Raw genomic sequence first — 17,820 nt, 5'->3', positions numbered from 1 at the left:
CACAGATTGTCTTGTTATAATTTGTTAAAGAACATTTTTGCTAACTTTTGTCAGCAGCTTCAGTGGTTTCCCCTGAAGCGGGACGCGCATTCTACGCGCTTCGTTTTCAGTGTCAACAACTTTTTGAAATTTATTTTCTAAAGTGTTTTCAGTGAAAACCGCTACCAGACACTTTACTAAAGCTCTTATAACGACTTCTTCGCGGCCCGTTTGACGTTCCCCGTCGAAGTGGTGCGCATTCTACGCATTAGAGTTTTTTCGTCAACCCCTTTTTTATCCTTTTTAGTGATTTTCTACAAAAACAGGGTTAAACGTCTAGTTTTCCTACAAATGCTCGTTGCGGACTAGCCTTTAGTATACTATTTCAACAGATCGTTGTTCAATTTGTAACAAATGAGTAAACTATAAGCAGCCTCCACCGTTCACTAAAAATAATTAAGGTAGGTATATGAAAGTAGGCTTCGTTCCATGCGCAATTATTAGCGCGGTTTTCGCTGTAGCAGGCTATGTGATTTTTTCTTCGGCCAGTTTTGAAGATTCCTTACCGATCACTGTTGCTATTTCTTTATTGGTTAGTGGTATTGTTACGCCATGGTTGGCTTCTTTACTAAGTGCTTCTTCGCAACATACTCCTGGCCCCACTCGCAGTGCCCCATCAGCTAACGCTGAAACGGCAACGCTATATGTGGGCAATTTGCCTTATAAGGCAAATGAAGATGCGGTTAAAGAGTACTTTAATCATTATATCAATGTGCAAAGTGTTCGTTTAATGAAAGATCGCCGAACAGGTAAACGCAAAGGTTACGGTTTTATAGAAGTGGTAACCGCCGATGTAGATGCTGCTATTGGTCAGTTAAACGACAAGGTGTTTTTAGAAAGAACGCTTAAAGTAAGAGCAGCAAGGGAGAAAGGTGAATCTGATTCCGAAGAATAGAACTGCAATTTAAAACAAACCCGGGCATGCCCGGGTTTCTTATATCTGTCACGCAGTTATTTATTACTACTGCTCTGCACTTGGCGTTTTAATCGGTTGTGTTTTTTGTTGTTCGGGCACTGCTTCTAACAATCGCTGATTGAAGGTATGAAAGCGATTTATTGCGGAAACTAAATCCGGTACCTGAACATCTTTCATTTCATTTATAAGCCCGTTGATTAAAGAATTGAAATCTTCACCTGATGCCAGCTTATCAACGGCACTTTCAAACACGCTGAGCATCTTATCGAGATACTGCGCTATTGGACGAGCCTCATCGCCATGAGTGCCACTTTCAGAACCTTCTTTGTAATGTTGTATTTCGCCATAGGTTCTAACCACTTCAGTTTGCTGTACTCGATTCATCTGAAGTGCATAGCCAACCAACTCTTCGTCGTCATACCCAATTTCCAACGCCTGTTCAAAGGCCGAGTCGATATCACCAGAGTAGAACGTATCAGCAAGGTCATTAACAGACCCCACCAGATCAGCAATTGCCGTTAATTCCCCATCATCTAATTCACCTTTGAGAGAAAAACTAATTCCTTGTTTCTCAAAGAAACTGTAATTCTCAGAATACCGTGTACTATCCACCGGCTGCTCACTTGCAGAACCGATTTCGCCAGAAACAACTTCATTGCTGTTTAACTGCCGTTGATACTGGTAAGACTGACTGCTTTCAAAACTCAACGTTACTTCATCACCGTCTCGAGTGCGAATAAGTAAACTGGCCGATGCCGCGTTAGCAATGCCAGCATTCAACTCATTTTCAACAGCATGTGCTGACGAGTCGCTTGCCTTGTCGAGTAATCTATTCTCTAGATCAGTAAGTCGGTTCTCAATTAACGATTGGCTGCGATCAATACCTGTTGAAATCTCGTCATTCATAAGCCCGCCAATATCTCGCTGAGCTAATGCTATGCCACGCGCCACACCGTCTCTTGCCTGGGAGAAAAGGCCGTTTAACTTATCAGCGTCCGCGCCACTATCGGCAGCCCCTTGAATTACGCCTCCTACAAAGCGCATAACATTTTTTGCAACAGCTTCAAAATCAAACAATGAAGCTTCTTTTTCTTTGGTCTCATCGGTTTCTTTACCAAACTTCCCTTTCTGACCATCCACGGTGACCTGTGATTCCATCGATGAACTGTAAACCTTTAAACCGATGGATGTCTGGGAAGTACTCATACTAACCGAAGCATTTTGGCTTTGTTGAAACTCAACCGCTTGTCGAAGCCCTTCTTGCTGCAACTGCTTTTTCATTGCTTTAACGGGGTCTTCCACTGATTTTTGTTCAGTAACAACGGGCTTTTGCTCACTAACAAATGCCTTAATATCACCTACGTTCATAATCTTGTCCTCACTATCCTCTCTCTTGATATCGGCAGCGAAGAGAAATTGTTTAATTTTAATGCAATATATTCTTGTGGATTGCACAATATTAGAAACACTCTACAATGCGCAGCCCAGACGGCAACGCAAAACGAACTTGTTTACCATGCAAAATCACAGTCAGCAATACAAAGCGCAACTTGAAGAAAAAACCCACCGCTTAGCGAGTTTACTGGCGCGCTTTGACAGCCCTCCGTTGTCTGTTTTTAGTTCAGAAGAAACCGGCTATCGCATGCGAGCAGAGTTTCGCGTCTGGCACGACGGTGATGATCTGTATCACATTATGTTTAACAGCGAGACCAAAGAAAAATATCGCGTTGATGAATTTCCGCCAGCCAGTGCAACCATCAATGCCGTGATGGAGGCACTGATGGAGACTATTCGCCCGCAACCCGTGCTGCGAAAAAAGCTCTTTCAGATAGATTATTTGACGGGTTTGTCTGGAGAGTTAGTAATCAGTCTTTTGTACCATCGCCAGCTTGATGATGAATGGGAAAGCACCGCCGCAGCGCTAAGAGAAACACTGTCAAAACGGTTTGGCACTGTGAATATTATTGGTCGGGCTAGGAAACAAAAAAAAATATTGGGCTACGACTTTATCATTGAATCGCTGCCAGTGAATAATCGTGAGTTTCAGTTTAAGCATATCGAGAACAGCTTTACCCAGCCCAACGCGAAAGTAAATTGCAAGATGATAGAGTGGGCGCTTTCCGTCTGTGAATCAAGTGAAGGCGATCTGCTGGAAATGTATTGTGGTGCTGGGAATTTCTCATTGCCCTTAGCCAGTCGCTTCAGACGGGTTATCGGAACAGAAATAGCCAAGCCCTCAGTACAAGCTGCGCAATTTAACATCGACATCAATAACATTGAAAATGTTGATATTGTCCGATTATCTGCCGAGGAATTTACTGAGGCCCTAAAAACCGGTCGGACGTTTTCCCGTTTGAATGGTATCGATCTATCACGTTACAACTTTACCACTGTATTGGTCGACCCGCCGCGGGCGGGGCTTGATGACGCATCGCTAAAAATGATTCAGGATTATGACGATATTATTTACATATCCTGTAATCCAGATACGCTGGCAGCTAACCTCCAGGTCCTGACACAAACCCATAGGGTGGAAGCAACAGCCCTGTTTGACCAATTCCCTTTTACCCACCATATCGAAGCCGGTGTGAAACTAGTGAGGAAAACCAACGTTTAGCTAGCTATCACCTTTTGGCCGGTAATGGGTTGCGCCCAATTGTACAAATCGCAATTGGGCCTTCACCCGCCTGCCAATATCCTGTCTCAACGCCACATCAACTTCCAGAGCTTCAGCACCAGCACTGAAAACCAACCTCACCATTGCTTCCGCCTGCAGACTGGCAAGCTGATGCTCAACGCCCTGACTTTCCACAATATAATCCGCCAGCTCTTCGATGAAATGCTGAATCTCCCGCAGTACGGCCATTCGATAGGCCGTAGAGGTACCGGTATGCTCTCTTAACAACAGACGAAATACATTCGTATTAGCAGTTATAAACTCCATAAAGGTATCTACCGACGTGTCAATTACCCCCCCTCCCGACGCGATTCTTCGTCGCGCCTGACGCATTAGCTGACGAAGTGCTAAACCCGCCTCGTCCACCAGCGTTAGCCCCAGTTCGTCTATGTCTTTAAAGTGACGATAAAAAGACGTAGGGGCAATACCCGCAGCTCGTGAGACCTCTCTTAAACTGACGGCGGACAAACTGCGCTGCTCATCAAGCAAGCCAAAAGCAGCATCAATTATATTTTGTCGCGTTTTTAGCTTTTGTTCCTGTCTCGTCACCCTGTACTCCTACCCCTGCGATTCTCAAATCATAGTTTACCTGATAACGCCTGTGATGCGAGCCTTGTTAAGGGTTAGCCCAATATTAAAAACGGTACAAACTCAAAGAGTTAAAAACTCCTCCTGTGCCAGATGAAAAGACTGGACTATGCTTTAGTGGTAAAAACCGTCATTTTCCTTGCTTGATGGAAGGGAAAACGCTAAATTAGCGTACAGTTGTAAGCTGAGTTGTGAACATGAAAAAACCTCGAATTATTCTCACAAATGTACTGGTATTCATTATTACCGGTACAATCGCCCTGCTCGGTGTTCCGCTCTGGGCCATGACCATAGGTTTCGATACGACAGAAGTGATTGTTGCTATCTGCCTTTTTTACTTTACAGGTATGTCAATCACCGCTGGATATCATCGCTTGTGGTCCCACAAAACCTATGACGCCAATATTGTCGTCCGTGTCATTCTTGCTATTGGTGGTGCAATGGCGTTGCAAAACAGCATATTGCATTGGTCTTCAGATCACCGAGTCCACCATCGCCATGTAGACAATAACGAACGGGATCCATACTCTGCCAAACGCGGATTGTGGTTCGCCCATATCGGATGGATGTTGCGGGAATACCAGTCTCACCGTTATGATGACTACAGCAATTGCCGCGACCTGCAAAAAGATGCAGTGGTAGTGTGGCAGCACAAGTATTATCTGCCTATAGTTTTAACCGCTAATTTCGGTATCACTGGTCTACTGGGCTGGCTCAACGGTGACGTGTTGAGTATGATGCTTTTTGCTGGCGTATTTCGCTTGTTTCTCGTCCATCATGTTACCTTTTTTATTAATTCTCTGGCTCATTATTGGGGCAGCCAGCCCTATACCGATAAGAATACTGCGCGAGACAACGGCATTTTGGCCTTTTTTACATTCGGTGAAGGGTACCATAACTACCACCATATTTTCGAATACGACTACCGCAATGGTATTCACTGGTGGCAGTTTGACCCCACAAAATGGCTGATTAAAGGGCTCTCGTTTGTGGGGCTCACATCCAATTTGCGGCAGGTTCCCGAAGAGCGAATTGAAAAAGCCAGAGCCGCTATGCAACTTCAAAAAACGAGTGCCAAACTCGCCGCTATACCTGATGCCGACGAATTGCTGGTAAAAGTACAGCAGGAATACGATTTACTGGTACAGAAAATGACTGCCTATTACGAAGCTAAGAAGCGCCTCATGGCTATTCGAAAACGGCATCTGACACGAAGTGTAGAACGCTTGGAAATCGATTTTCACTACAAAGAACTAAAGCACGCGTTGGCGCTGCAAAAAGAAAAGTGGTTACAACTGCAATCTTTAGCCCCTCAATTTGCTTAGTCCTTATTATCTAATACGCCATCCATTGGGTGGCGTATTAATCACCTCTCCACTTGCAAATTCAAGAAAATAGTCGAAACTCAATATAACGTTTGCAGATACAGACGCAACGCGATTTTAGCTGCTGTGTCATTCTTAGGTGCCATGTTGAGTGATTCCCATTGAAAAACCCCCTGTATCCGGCCTAAAAACGGGGCTCAACCACGTCCTGTTGTATGCTCTGAACATCACCTTATCATTTTTGTCCGCCCTGATGGTGTATCAGTGGTATCACGACAAAGAACTGTCTATCATCGAAAAAGAGCATTCGGCCATCATTTCCAGTGTGAACTCGGCTTTTAGTCAGGAAGTCGGAGATATAACCAACATTGTGCGTCTGGCAAATGAACATCTTATTGACCGGTCTAAAAACAACGACGGCTCGAGTTATGAAGAACATTTTCTTCACATCGGTCGTGTGCTGAATAACCTATCACAAATGCGCTGGCTTAATTTATCAGGCGTGGAAAAAATACGGGTAGATTTTCGTGCTGATGGAATACAAATTACCCCGTTGGAAGACCTTCAGGACAAATCACACAGAGATTATGTTGCAAGAGCGCAGAATACTCCTCAGGGAAGTATCATCCTTTCATCTATTGACCTGAATGTCGAAAGGGGTGAAATAACTACGCCCTATCAGCCCACGTTGCGGGTTATTCTGCACACCTTTCCCTCTCACCCATTAGGAGAGGGCTTTCTTATCCTCAATTTCGACCTCAGCTACCTATTGAGGTATTTTACCTCACTGGAAACCGTCAATACTAAATTGCTAGTCGCCTCAGGAAACAAGGAATGGATGCTCCATCCGAATAGTCAGTTAACCTGGCAACGCAGTCGAGGCCTGGCAAATGAAATTTCGCTAGAAGACTCAGCCTTACAACAATATATCCTCCAAACACCGCAAATGTCGATCACAGAAGACAGTAACGGTGCCCTTTACAGTGCCTTGCAACTGCATCTAAAAGTGCGCCAGGGTTATTTTACTGATCATTACATCGTTCTGACCTACACTGATGCGTCTGACTACCACCTCATAAAAAAGTCGGCATTCATACCGGCTTTTGTCGTGTTCATTAGCGTATTTTCGTTCCTGAGCTTGCTAATTTTAAGAGAACTAAAACGCCAGACAACACTTGCACAACTAAACAAGCAACTGCTTGTAGAAAAAACTGAATTATTAACAGCACTGAATAGCCAAACCCAACTGCGTAGCGAGCTCATGGAGTCTGAAAAAATGGCGTCGTTAAGCATACTGTTGACCAATGTGACAGATGAACTCAGCAACTCCATCGGCGATGCCATGATGTACACCTGTGCGCTGCAAGACAAAGTGACTCATCTTGAGAACACTTCGCAACACGAGTTGAGACATAGTGATTTACTCGATTTTATCGCTTACAGTAAAGAAAGCACCGATTTATCCGTTGCCAATTTACACAGCGCAGATGAACTCGTTAAACGTTTTAGTCGTTTGGCTCGTGACAGAAGGCACAGCAGCCCCACCCTGTTTTCAGTAAATCGGGTGGTGAACGACCTTATAAAAACGATCGAAAAACACGCCCATGACAAACAGGTAGACATTCGTGTTGACATCGACGGAGACATCAATACGCACAGCCTCCCCGGACTTTACGCGCAAATTATTCAAAACCTTATTTACAATGCACTGGACAACAACAGTACCGCAAATCATTGCAGCCATATTTCGCTGAAAGTCGCCAAAACACCGGGAGGGGCGATTGAACTTCGTCTGCGCAACGATGACATTGAAAGCGATACACTGATAAGCGCTGGCTCATCAGAACCGTCTGCCAGCACAGGTAAACTTGACCAGCATTTGTACTTGGTTCACTTCTGGGTGACCCATATCCTGAACGGTCAAATCACCGTTACTTCAACCGCAGAGGGAGGTACAGAAATTGTTCTGATACTGCCGGAAAATATCGTTCCGTCAAATACTTCACCACAATAATACTTTTGCTAAGATGATGAAAATATTGCTAGACTTTATTCACGTGGGCCGGAACACAGTCTGTCTCCTCCTAACCTCTCTTATCGGGAACCTCATTAGTCTGAGTGTAATTTGTTATGACAAAAAAAAGTACAAAATCTGCACCTGTATACCAGTATGATGCCGTTGTAATCGGCACCGGTCCTGGAGGTGAAGGGGTAGCCATGCAACTGGCTAAAGCAGGAAAAACGGTTGCGGTGATTGAGCGATATAGCGCCGTAGGTGGCGGTTGTACACATTGGGGAACGATTCCGTCTAAAGCGCTGCGCCACTCCGTGAGTCGCCTGATAGAATACAACAGTAACCCTTTGTTTTCCGACAGCTTGCGCAACAGGCATATGACATTTGCTGAAGTTATGAGCCATGCCAGTGGAGTTATTCGCAGTCAGTCAAAACTCAGAGCTTCGTTTTACGATCGCAATCGCGTAACACTTATTCATGGTGAAGCCCGCTTTGTAGACGCAAATACTATTCAGATCGTTAAAGCTGATGGTTCAACAGATCAAATTACGGCAGCGCAAATTGCTATCGCCACCGGCTCCCGTCCCTATTGCCCAAAAGACATAGATTTTAACCACCCACGGATCTACAACTCTGACACCATCCTCTCATTAAAACACGAACCGCAAAACATCATTATTTACGGCGCCGGTGTAATTGGTTCTGAGTACGCCAGTATTTTCAGAGGAATGGGTGTAAAAGTAGATCTGGTCAATATGCGTGACAGATTACTTTCCTTTTTGGATACAGAAATTTCAGATGCACTGAGCTATCACCTTTGGAACAATGGCGTAGTAATAAGACATATGGAAAGCTACAAATCTGTTGAAGGGCGAGAAGACTCTGTAATTGTAAACCTGGAATCAGGCAAACGCATGCGCGCTGACTGCCTTTTATTTGCCAATGGTCGAACGGGTAATACAGATATGCTGAACCTGGAAGCGGTTGGTTTAAAAGCTGACTCCCGCGGACAATTGAAAGTTGACGCAAATTATCGCACTACCGTGGAAAACATTTTTGCAGTGGGTGACGTAATTGGTTATCCCAGTCTCGCTTCAGCGGCCTATAACCAAGGGCGGTCTGCAGCCGAATCAATGATATCAGGAAAAGCGGATTCCCAACTGGTAGAAGATATCCCAACAGGGATATACACGATTCCTGAAATTAGCTCGGTGGGCAAAACAGAACAAGAACTCACAGCGCAAAAAGTCCCGTACGAAGTTGGACGAGCGCAATTTAAGCACCTCGCCCGAGCGCAGATCGCATCGACCACCGTGGGCAGTCTTAAGATTTTGTTCCATCGCGAAACCAAAGAGGTATTAGGTATTCACTGCTTTGGAGAACGTGCTTCGGAGATTGTGCATATCGGTCAGGCTATTATGCAACAAAAAGGACCGGGGAATACTATCGATTACTTTGTCAATACCACCTTCAATTACCCCACTATGGCAGAAGCATACCGGGTGGCGGCACTCAACGGGTTGAACAGGATTTTCTAGCTGACATAAAAAAACCGGTCTCAGACCGGTTTTTTTAGTTTCTTGTCATTACAAGGGTATTGTTTGCTTGAAGTGCATCTCTGTGAGCAACAATATCGATCTGCATTTTTTCCTGATCGAAGGTCATTGTCGCAATGGCGTAGTCGCCCAGATTATCACTGGCTAGCTCAGCCATTTGGTTCTCTGCATCGCGGTAACGAATGTTACTGCTGATTTTGTCAGCCATACATTGGTTATTCATTTCGAATGATTTCGCATCCATACAATCGAAAAGCTGGTTGTCGCCAGACTCCGCATGCGCAACTCCAAACGTAGTTACCAGCGCCAAGCCGATTAATGTTTTACGCATGTGATTACTCCTGTGGTACAGTGGATACTGTATTTGTTAGCATACTGTAAAAACGGCCATTGGTCAAATTTGGATCACACCAAGATGACAGCAATGTGACAACAATGATATTCTTTGCAATATATGTCAAAAACTTCATCTCAATTCGATAATCTTATTACCAGAATTTATCAGTGTCAGCGCTGTGTTGCGGCTCTGCCATACCCTCCAAGGCCCGTTCTATCAGTAGCTGAAGAGAGTCGCATCCTCATTATTGGTCAGGCGCCAGGATTAAAAGCGCACGAAAGTCAGACACCATGGAACGATGTCAGCGGAGACCGTCTCAGAAACTGGATGGGTATAAATAAAAATACTTTTTATAATAAAAACATATGTTCTGTGGTGCCAATGGGCTTTTGTTTCCCAGGTTACAACAAAGGCAGTGACCGACCACCTAGAAAAGAATGCGCTCCCGCATGGCATCAACAGCTATTGTCACATGTTAATCCCGGCTTAACACTGTATGTCGGCAGATATGCACAGCAATATTATTTACCGCAATTTAACACCTTGACCGCTGCCATCGAACACCAGCGAACAGTTGGTCACGAGCACGCGCAAACAGAATATATTTTGCCACATCCATCTGGGAGAAATAATCGCTGGTTTAGCCGCCACCCCTGGTTTGAGGCTGAAGTTATTCCCAGCCTGCGTGCCGCGGTGAAACGACAACTACCACAATAAAACGTGCTAGTCTTTATTGCTGTTCTGCAAGAATGTCAGCAAATCATCAAACGGCATAGGACGGGCAAACAAATATCCCTGAGCTTCATCGCAACCCAGTTTGATCATGTAGCTTGCCTGCTGCCGTTTCTCAACACCTTCGGCAATTGTTATTAAGCCAAGTTTATTACCTAGCGTAACAATGGTTTCAGCGATGACGGCACTTTCTCCAGGTTTAATGTCTTTGACAAAGGAACGGTCTACTTTAAGCCTGTCTAAGGGAAGTTTCTGCAGATAACTCATAGAAGAAAAACCGGTGCCGAAATCGTCGATGGCGATAGATACACCAAATTCCTTTAAACTGGTAAGAGCATCGATAACAATTTGAGGCTCGTCCATTACCACACTCTCGGTAATTTCCAATTCCAGTTTGTGCGGCGCACAATCATATTTTTCTAGCGCACCTTTCACTTTATCGACAAACAATCGATCGCGAAACTGAGGTATGGAAACATTCACCGCAACCCTAATGTCGCCGTAGCCTCGTTTGTCGAGCTCCCGAATTCGTTTGCACGACTCATCTAGCACCCATTTCCCAATATCCACAATTAACCCGGAATATTCCGCCAACGGCACAAATTCAGTGGGAGAAATGTAACCTCCATTCCCATCCGGCCATCGCAACAACCCTTCCACACCAATGACCTTTTCGCTTGCTAGCTCAACCTGTGGTTGAAACCACAATTGCAACTTCCGCTCGTGGAAATCAGCGCGAAGGCTGCGGATCATATTCAACTGATAAGTCGTGCGCTTTTCAAATTCAGGCTTGTAAAATTCAAAATTGTCACTGATGTTCTTTTTCGCCCGATTTAATGCAATGTTGGCTCGTTTCAGCAGTTCTATACCTGTTTTTTTCTCTTTGTCTATTTTGTAAAAACCCATGGTCACATTGACAGGCAACGTGTGATCTCCAGCCCGAAAACTGGAGGCAAACACCGCATTAATATTTTCTGCGCTAACCAGAGTTGACGGCCCTATCAGACCAAATACATCAGCGGCAATGCGACTTTTTCGCACTTCTTTGGGTAAGCTTTTCTCAAGACGCCGGGCAATGGCGCGCAACAATTCATTCCCGGCTTCCTGGCCAAGCCCATCGTTTATATCTGAAAAGTGATTAACATCAATCACTGCTACACATAAATCAGCAGCCCCCAATACGGATGGCCTGTCCAGCATATTAATGAATTCATTTCGGTTTGGCAGGCGAGTTAGCCAATCACGGAAAGCGGCATTTCTCAACTCGTGAAACAAATTAACGTTTTCATACCCTACCGAAATACTAGACAAAAACACTTCGAGCAACTGACGGTCCACAACACTCAGTGGATTTACCATATCGATATAAACCGCCGCCTCGAAGCCAGAACTGTTTAGATACAGTACCGTCAGGCTATCTTCCACAATGTGACGCTTTAGCCGCAAGCTTCGATTGATATTCTCAACAATCGATTCATTATTAATTTCTTCAACCGGCTTATTTATGAAGGACGCGAAATGCCCTGCTGCGCCAAGCACGTATACGCCATCGTCATCGCGGTCTAATACTGAGCCTGCACGGGCACACACCACCCCCTCAGCCTCCAGCCCAAGTAACGAACTGATTTGTGTGACAATTCCCTCACAAAACCCCTTGATAGAATGCTCTTCTAACAGGTTCGCCGCAGAGGCAATAATTTTTTGCAAACCCAATCGGCTCTGATTAATGGTGAGAATTTGCTGATAAGATCGAATAGAGGACAAAACAGTAGTGAGTAACTTACTGCGCGTGAGTTCCGTTTTAGTTTTGTAATCGTTGATGTCGTAATTTCGAATAACATCTTCTTCCGGAGCATAACCCGGTTGACCAGTACGCAGAATAATCCGCGGTTCGTGCAAGTTTAACTCTTCACGTAAATATTGAACGACAGAAAGTCCGGCATCATCTGTTTCCATGACCACATCAAGTAAAATAATGGAAATATCTCTGCCGAATTCAGCGAGTAGAGTTTTTGCTTGCTCACCTGAATAGGCATGAATGTAATTTAACCGGCGTTCAGCAAAGGTTAAGTCCGCTAGAGCCAAACGGGTAACCGTGTGAATCTCTTCGTCGTCATCCACAATGAGAACGTTCCAAACCTTAGAAAATGCGGGTTCCAGTTCGGGGTGTGTATCCTCGTCGAGGAATATTAACTCATCGTTCTCATATCCAGAGGATGACATTTCCGTTTTGTCCTATTTAACTGCCTAATCTAATCGTACTCGGTGGTTTCGTATTTGCAAGTTAATACCTGATACCACTCTGAATAAAAGTATGGTTTCATAAACACAAAGTTGCAAAGTTTTTGGGTAATGCGATGAAAATCGATCAGACTAGTGAAATTGCCACCGCGTCTCTGGTAAAAGACGTGAACGCCACAGCGAAAAAACGCAGTGACTCAGACAGCGTGAGATCGACGACAGCGGGCAGAGCCAATCACGCTGCGGCACACAATGCAGATCGTATTCGCCACTGGTTTAGCCGCATAGGTGTAGCCGACAATATGACGTTACACGATGCAGCACGGCGACGGAATATTATCGAACGACGGCGCGAAATGTTAGCCCTGCAACGAATAAAAAACCTGCAAAATATTATGGAAGAAGCCTTGGGTACAGCGCTCACTGATATCAGCAGCGAAAACCTCGACCCGGATTGGTTTTTCGCGTTTTCTCACATGGCCGAGAATATCTATTCCAAAACCATGCAGACACTATGGGGGAAAATCCTGGCGGTGGAAATCAGTTGCCCCGGGTCTTTTTCCCTGCGAAGTTTGGAAACCCTGAAAATTCTCACGCAACGGGATGCCGATGTATTTTCCAAAGTGGTCTCCATCTCCGCCACCCGACCCGGAGATACCGTCCCCCGCATACTCATTGGCTACCATCAAAAACCAGGGTTATTTTCACTGCTCGGACACCGACAACCAGATCCCGTCAATCTGGCGGAGTTCGGTGTGGGTTATCCAGATTTACTCGCCCTGTCAGACATGAAATTAATTTATAACAGTGAGATAGAAAGTGGGGAGTTACCCAGTGAACAGGCTTCGAGATGGCGCGTTGGCACATCGTCGTTTATGCTAAAGCCAGCCCGTACCGGACTGGCTTTAGTTTACATAAAATTCACCGCAGTAGGTGCTGAACTCGCGAAGCTTATCAGCAAGAAAGACAATGCATCCTATCTGGCCGCATTGAAACAAAAGCTCAACGGCCCGTTTGCCGTCGTTGATGGTCACTGAAGCCTATATACCATCGCCGAATTCGTGCAAACCACATTCTCGTTTAAGACCAAAAAAGCGCGTATCCTGCTCGCTCATGCCCTCTTGGAGCGACCGGGTGGTATGCCAGTCACCAATAGACACATAACCTTCCTCCCAAAGTGGATGGTAGGGAAGCTCATTGTCTTTCAGGTAATAGTGCAGATCCTTATTACTCCAATCGATAATGGGATACACTTTGTACTGGCCACCGACTTTTTGCAGTACGGGCAATTTTTCACGGGTATCAGACTGACTTCGTCTTAGCCCCGCAAACCAGGTATTGGCTTGCAGCTCCTTCAAGGCCCGTTGCATGGGTTCAACCTTGTTCATGCGGTTGTATTGCTCGATGCCTTCAACCCCCTTTTCCCACAAGCGGCCAAAGCGCGCTTCCTGCCACGCCGGAGACACATCGTTTCGATACACGTGTAAGTTGAGAGCCAGCTTTTCTGTTAACTCATCAACAAAGCGATAGGTTTCCGGAAACAGGTAGCCGGTATCGGTTAACACAACCGGAATATCAGGCTTGCTTTGCGTTAACAAATGCAGCATGACCGCTGATTGTGCGCCAAAACTGGAGGACACAATGGCGTTTCCCGGCAACGCGTGTAACGCCCATTGGATGCGGGCGGCCGCGTCCATGGTTTCCAGCGTCTCGTTAATTGCAGCGATGTCTGATGCACTCGCCTCCAAAGACAGAGAAGAGGGCAACTCTACTAGGGTATCAGTCATAGAAATCTCTTGCTGAATCGATGACAGGTGCAATGATGCCGGCACGCACGACAAAATCACCAAAGGCTTCGCTTTGCTCTCTTTCTTTTGCCCAACGGGCAACAAGGCTATCCAGCTCCGCGAAAATCTCATCTTCACCGATATTTTCCTTATACATCTTTGGAATACGCGTGCCCTCGCGGTTACCACCGATGTGAAGGTTGTACTTTCCTGGTCCCTTGCCTACCAAGCCGACTTCCGCCAGCATAGCCCGTCCACAACCGTTCGGGCACCCGGTAATTCGGAAAATAATACTGTCTTCCTGCAAACCGTGCAGAGCCAGTATTTCTTCCATTCTGGTTACCGCTTCTGGCAGATAACGCTCAGCTTCAGCCATGGCCAACGGACAAGTAGGCAGTGAAACGCAAGCCATAGAATCAAGCATCTGCCTGGAAGTATCATCCTGAATAAGCCCGTGTTCTCTGGCCAACTTCTCGATAATATCTTTCTGATCGGCTGGTACGCCGGCGATGATTAGGTTCTGATTGGCAGTTAATCTGAAATCACCTTTGTGCACCTTGGCAATTTCTCTGCACCCCGTTTTCAGTGGCTTGTCAGGAAAGTCCAGGATCCGTCCATTCTCGATAAAAAGTGTCAGGTGAAACTTGCCGTCAATACCTTCCGCCCAGCCAAAACGATCTCCGCGGCTGGTAAATGTATAGGGGCGACTTTCGGCAAACGCAATGCCAGCCCGCTTCTCGACTTCCGCTTTAAAGTTCTCTACACCAACGCGTTCGAGGGTATATTTGGTTTTCGCGTTCTTGCGATTAACTCGGTTCCCCCAATCCCGTTGGGTGGTAACAACGGCTTCGGCTACGGCCAGCGTATCGGCCAGTGAAATGAACCCAAAGTCACTTGCTTTCCGTGGATATGTTGATTTATCGCCGTGAGTCATGGCTAAACCACCGCCTACCAATACGTTAAAGCCAACCAGTCTGCCATTGTCGGCAATCGCCACAAAGTTCAGATCATTAGCGTGTACGTCTACATCATTTTGCGGCGGAATAACCACGGTGGTTTTAAATTTGCGCGGTAAGTAGGTATCACCCAATATCGGTTCAACGGGCTTCTCTGTGGTTTCTACTTTTTCGCCATCTAACCAAATTTCTGCGTAAGCTCGGGTTTTAGGCAACAAGTGCTCACTGATTTTTTTCGCCCATTCGTACGCTTCTACATGAAGTTCAGATTCGATAGGGTTAGACGTACACAATACGTTGCGGTTGACGTCGCCGGCGGTGGCAATAGAATCAATCCCCGTACTATTGAGCGTTTGATGCATCAGTTTAATGTTCGGCTTTAATACGCCGTGAAACTGAAAAGTCTGACGCGTAGTAAGACGGATACTGCCATAAATGGAATGATCTTCAGCGAATTTGTCGATTACCAGCCATTGTTCTGGAGTGATAATTCCACCAGGCAAACGCGCTCGCAACATGACATTGTGCAACGGCTCAAGCTTTTGCTTGGCGCGCTCTGCCCGAATATCGCGGTCATCCTGCTGGTACATACCGTGAAAGCGAATGAGCTGGAAATTGTCAGCAGTAAAACCACCGGTCAGATCGTCTTTTAAGTCTTGGGCAATTGTGCCCCGCAAATTGTCGCTCTCGCGCTTCAAGCGTTCATTGTCAGCCAATTTGCCTTCAACAATGAAAGGAGATTTTTCGGTACTCATTAATAGACATCCTTTTGATAACGTTTGGCTTTACGCATTGCAACAAGATAAGCTTTGGCGTCGTCTTCAGACTTGCCACCGTGTTCTCGAATTATCGAAAGTAGCGCTTCTTCTACGTCTTTAGCCATATGCGTTGCATCACCACACACGTAAAAATGTGCGCCGGACTCAAGCCATTCATACACCGCTTTACCGTTTTCCAACAAACGGTGTTGAACATAAATTTTTTCTTTTTGATCTCTGGAAAATGCCAGTGTGATCTTGTCGAGCAAACCAGATTTCACATAACCTTGCCACTCAACTTGATACAGGAAGTCCTGAGTGAAATTAGGGTTGCCAAAGAACAACCAGTTCTTACCCTCAGCGCCCTGAGCATCCCGTTCCTGCATAAATGCGCGGAATGGCGCAATACCCGTGCCCGGTCCCACCATGATCACGGGGGTGTCCGGGTTTTCCGGCAAACGGAAGTTGTCGTTCTTTTCGATATAAACCTCTACCGAACCGCCCTCTTGCAGACGCTCACACAGGTAGCTCGAGGCGCCACCTTGGTGACGCTTTCCAAATGCTTCATAGTCAACATGGGCTACGGTCAGGTGTACTTCTTCATCAACTTCAGCCTGACTGGAAGCAATGGAATATAAACGCGGCGTCATGGGGCGCAATGCATCCACCAGGACTTGTGCAGGTACTTTCGCTGGGTGGTCACGAATAATATCAATAATCTGTCTTTCGGCGAGGTACGTTCGCAACTGGGCAGGCTCGGCAAGCAAAGCCCCTAGCGCTTCTGAGCTCGTAGCGGCCTGATACGCCTTGACAAAAGTCGGGTAACTCAAGGTCAATTCCAGTTTGTCCGTCAAGGCATCTCTCAGTGTGAGCGCGTCTCCCCCAACCGTTACAGATTCACTGCCATCAAGTTCAGTTAATGCCAATACCTCTGCAACCAGCTCGTCGCCGTTCTTAAACCAAACGCCCAAAGCATCACCGGGGCGATACGAAATACCAGAGTTTTCCAAGCTGATTTCAATATGACGAATGTCTTTTACAGAATCCCGACCAGTGATTTTTTGAGACTCCATCAGTGTGGCAGTAAAGGGAGCCTTTTTCGTGTATACCGACTCACCTGTCTGCACCGCTAATACCGGTTGCGCAGCCCCCTGTGCAAAACCCGCTGCGCCGAGATCGTCTTTTAATGCTCCAATGACCTTTTCAGACCACTGAGCCGCCGCGTCTTCGTAATCAACATCGCAGTCGAGACGTGGTGCAATCGCAGTTGCCCCTAATTTACTCAGCCGTTCGTCGAAATCTTTTCCGGTTTGACAGAAAAACTCATAGCTACTGTCGCCCAAACCAAGCACGGCAAATTTTAATCCTGCCAGTTTCGGGGCTTTTTTACTCGCAAGGAATTCGTGCAATTCCACGGCATCGTCAGGTGCATCCCCTTCACCATGGGTACTTACGAAAATAGCCACGTGAGTTTCATTTTTAAGTTGGCGGGGCTTGAAATCAGCCATACTAACCAGTTTGCTGGCATAACCTGCCGCTTCAGCCTGTGCGTGAAACTGCTGTGCCACGCCCTTTGCATTTCCGGTTTGCGAGCCGAACAATACGGTTATAGAGGCCTTGCTGTCACTCTCTGTTGCAATACCTGCATCCTGCACCACTGCAGCGCCCTGCGCAGCAGCCATACCGGCAACGTAGCCACTCACCCAGGTAAGCTGGTCTTTGTTTAATCCTGCAATGGCTTGCGTTATCGCATTCCATTGTGTTTCATTGAGCACCGCACCGGGTGCCTGATTTTGATTTGAATTCGCTGACATAAACCATAAGCCTTAGTTAATTGCCCACAAGGCTAGCGACTTTCTGCTATAAGCGAAAAGAATTAATCACACTTTTTTAT

At 46.0% G+C, this 17,820-nt stretch carries 14 protein-coding genes; 7 read left to right on the top strand and 7 right to left on the bottom strand.

Annotation, left to right across the window (positions count from 1 at the left end; translation table 11 throughout):
- The first annotated feature begins 448 nt into the window (after positions 1-448).
- Positions 449-934 carry an RNA-binding protein gene (locus tag KO518_RS09330; protein ID WP_216025587.1) on the top strand — a complete coding sequence of 162 codons (486 nt, stop codon included), beginning with the start codon at positions 449-451 and terminating at the stop codon, positions 932-934.
- Positions 935-1,000: 66 nt separating this feature from the next.
- Here the strand turns inward: KO518_RS09330 and KO518_RS09325 are convergent, their stop codons facing one another.
- Positions 1,001-2,323, bottom strand: a complete 1,323-nt coding sequence (locus KO518_RS09325; protein ID WP_216025586.1) for a DUF5610 domain-containing protein — start codon at positions 2,321-2,323, stop codon at positions 1,001-1,003.
- Between the two features lie 148 nt (positions 2,324-2,471).
- On the opposite strand from KO518_RS09325, the gene trmA reads away from it, so the two are divergent.
- Positions 2,472-3,572, top strand: a complete 1,101-nt coding sequence (gene trmA, locus KO518_RS09320) for a tRNA (uridine(54)-C5)-methyltransferase TrmA (RefSeq protein ID WP_216025585.1) — start codon at positions 2,472-2,474, stop codon at positions 3,570-3,572.
- Here trmA and fabR read toward each other — a convergent pair whose 3' ends face one another.
- Positions 3,573-4,181 (bottom strand): HTH-type transcriptional repressor FabR, encoded by a 609-nt coding sequence (gene fabR / locus KO518_RS09315; RefSeq protein WP_216025584.1) that lies wholly within the window; start codon positions 4,179-4,181, stop codon positions 3,573-3,575.
- 236 nt (positions 4,182-4,417) lie between these two features.
- On the opposite strand from fabR, the gene KO518_RS09310 reads away from it, so the two are divergent.
- From KO518_RS09310 to sthA, 3 genes are all read left to right on the top strand, one after another.
- Positions 4,418-5,545 (top strand): fatty acid desaturase, encoded by a 1,128-nt coding sequence (locus KO518_RS09310; RefSeq protein ID WP_216025583.1) that lies wholly within the window; start codon positions 4,418-4,420, stop codon positions 5,543-5,545.
- 151 nt (positions 5,546-5,696) lie between these two features.
- The gene (locus KO518_RS09305) at positions 5,697-7,559 is read left to right on the top strand and encodes an ATP-binding protein (protein ID WP_216025582.1); all 1,863 of its coding nucleotides are present in this window, start codon (positions 5,697-5,699) and stop codon (positions 7,557-7,559) included.
- A gap of 116 nt (positions 7,560-7,675) precedes the next feature.
- Positions 7,676-9,097: a Si-specific NAD(P)(+) transhydrogenase gene (gene sthA / locus KO518_RS09300; protein WP_216025581.1), complete on the top strand. Its 1,422-nt coding sequence runs from the start codon at positions 7,676-7,678 to the stop codon at positions 9,095-9,097.
- Between the two features lie 34 nt (positions 9,098-9,131).
- Here sthA and KO518_RS09295 read toward each other — a convergent pair whose 3' ends face one another.
- On the bottom strand, positions 9,132-9,446 hold the full coding sequence (locus KO518_RS09295) for a pyridine nucleotide transhydrogenase (protein ID WP_216025580.1): 315 nt from the start codon (positions 9,444-9,446) through the stop codon (positions 9,132-9,134).
- A 123-nt stretch (positions 9,447-9,569) separates the two neighbouring features.
- Between KO518_RS09295 and KO518_RS09290 the strand changes: the two genes are divergently transcribed.
- The gene (locus KO518_RS09290; RefSeq protein WP_216025579.1) at positions 9,570-10,169 is read left to right on the top strand and encodes a uracil-DNA glycosylase family protein; all 600 of its coding nucleotides are present in this window, start codon (positions 9,570-9,572) and stop codon (positions 10,167-10,169) included.
- A 6-nt stretch (positions 10,170-10,175) separates the two neighbouring features.
- On the opposite strand, the gene KO518_RS09285 is transcribed toward KO518_RS09290, so the two are convergent.
- Positions 10,176-12,407, bottom strand: a complete 2,232-nt coding sequence (locus KO518_RS09285; RefSeq protein ID WP_216025578.1) for an EAL domain-containing protein — start codon at positions 12,405-12,407, stop codon at positions 10,176-10,178.
- 134 nt (positions 12,408-12,541) lie between these two features.
- Here KO518_RS09285 and KO518_RS09280 point away from each other — a divergent pair, with 134 nt between their 5' ends.
- Positions 12,542-13,462: a TIGR03899 family protein gene (locus KO518_RS09280; protein ID WP_216025577.1), complete on the top strand. Its 921-nt coding sequence runs from the start codon at positions 12,542-12,544 to the stop codon at positions 13,460-13,462.
- 3 nt (positions 13,463-13,465) lie between these two features.
- Here KO518_RS09280 and KO518_RS09275 read toward each other — a convergent pair whose 3' ends face one another.
- From KO518_RS09275 to KO518_RS09265, 3 genes are read right to left on the bottom strand one after another with little or no spacing between them, the layout of a single operon-like run.
- Complete coding sequence (locus KO518_RS09275) at positions 13,466-14,212, bottom strand: phosphoadenylyl-sulfate reductase (RefSeq protein WP_216025576.1); 747 nt, start codon at positions 14,210-14,212, stop codon at positions 13,466-13,468.
- Positions 14,205-15,923, bottom strand: coding sequence for an assimilatory sulfite reductase (NADPH) hemoprotein subunit (gene cysI, locus KO518_RS09270; RefSeq protein WP_216025575.1), 1,719 nt, complete (start codon positions 15,921-15,923; stop codon positions 14,205-14,207). Before cysI ends, KO518_RS09275 begins: the two co-directional genes overlap by 8 nt.
- Positions 15,923-17,740, bottom strand: a complete 1,818-nt coding sequence (locus KO518_RS09265; protein ID WP_216025574.1) for an assimilatory sulfite reductase (NADPH) flavoprotein subunit — start codon at positions 17,738-17,740, stop codon at positions 15,923-15,925. Before KO518_RS09265 ends, cysI begins: the two co-directional genes overlap by 1 nt.
- Positions 17,741-17,820: the final 80 nt, after the last annotated feature.

It is taken from the genome of Aestuariibacter sp. A3R04, assembly GCF_018860805.1.
GTDB lineage: Bacteria > Pseudomonadota > Gammaproteobacteria > Enterobacterales > Alteromonadaceae > Alteromonas.
This window is presented reverse-complemented; position numbering and strand designations above follow the sequence as displayed.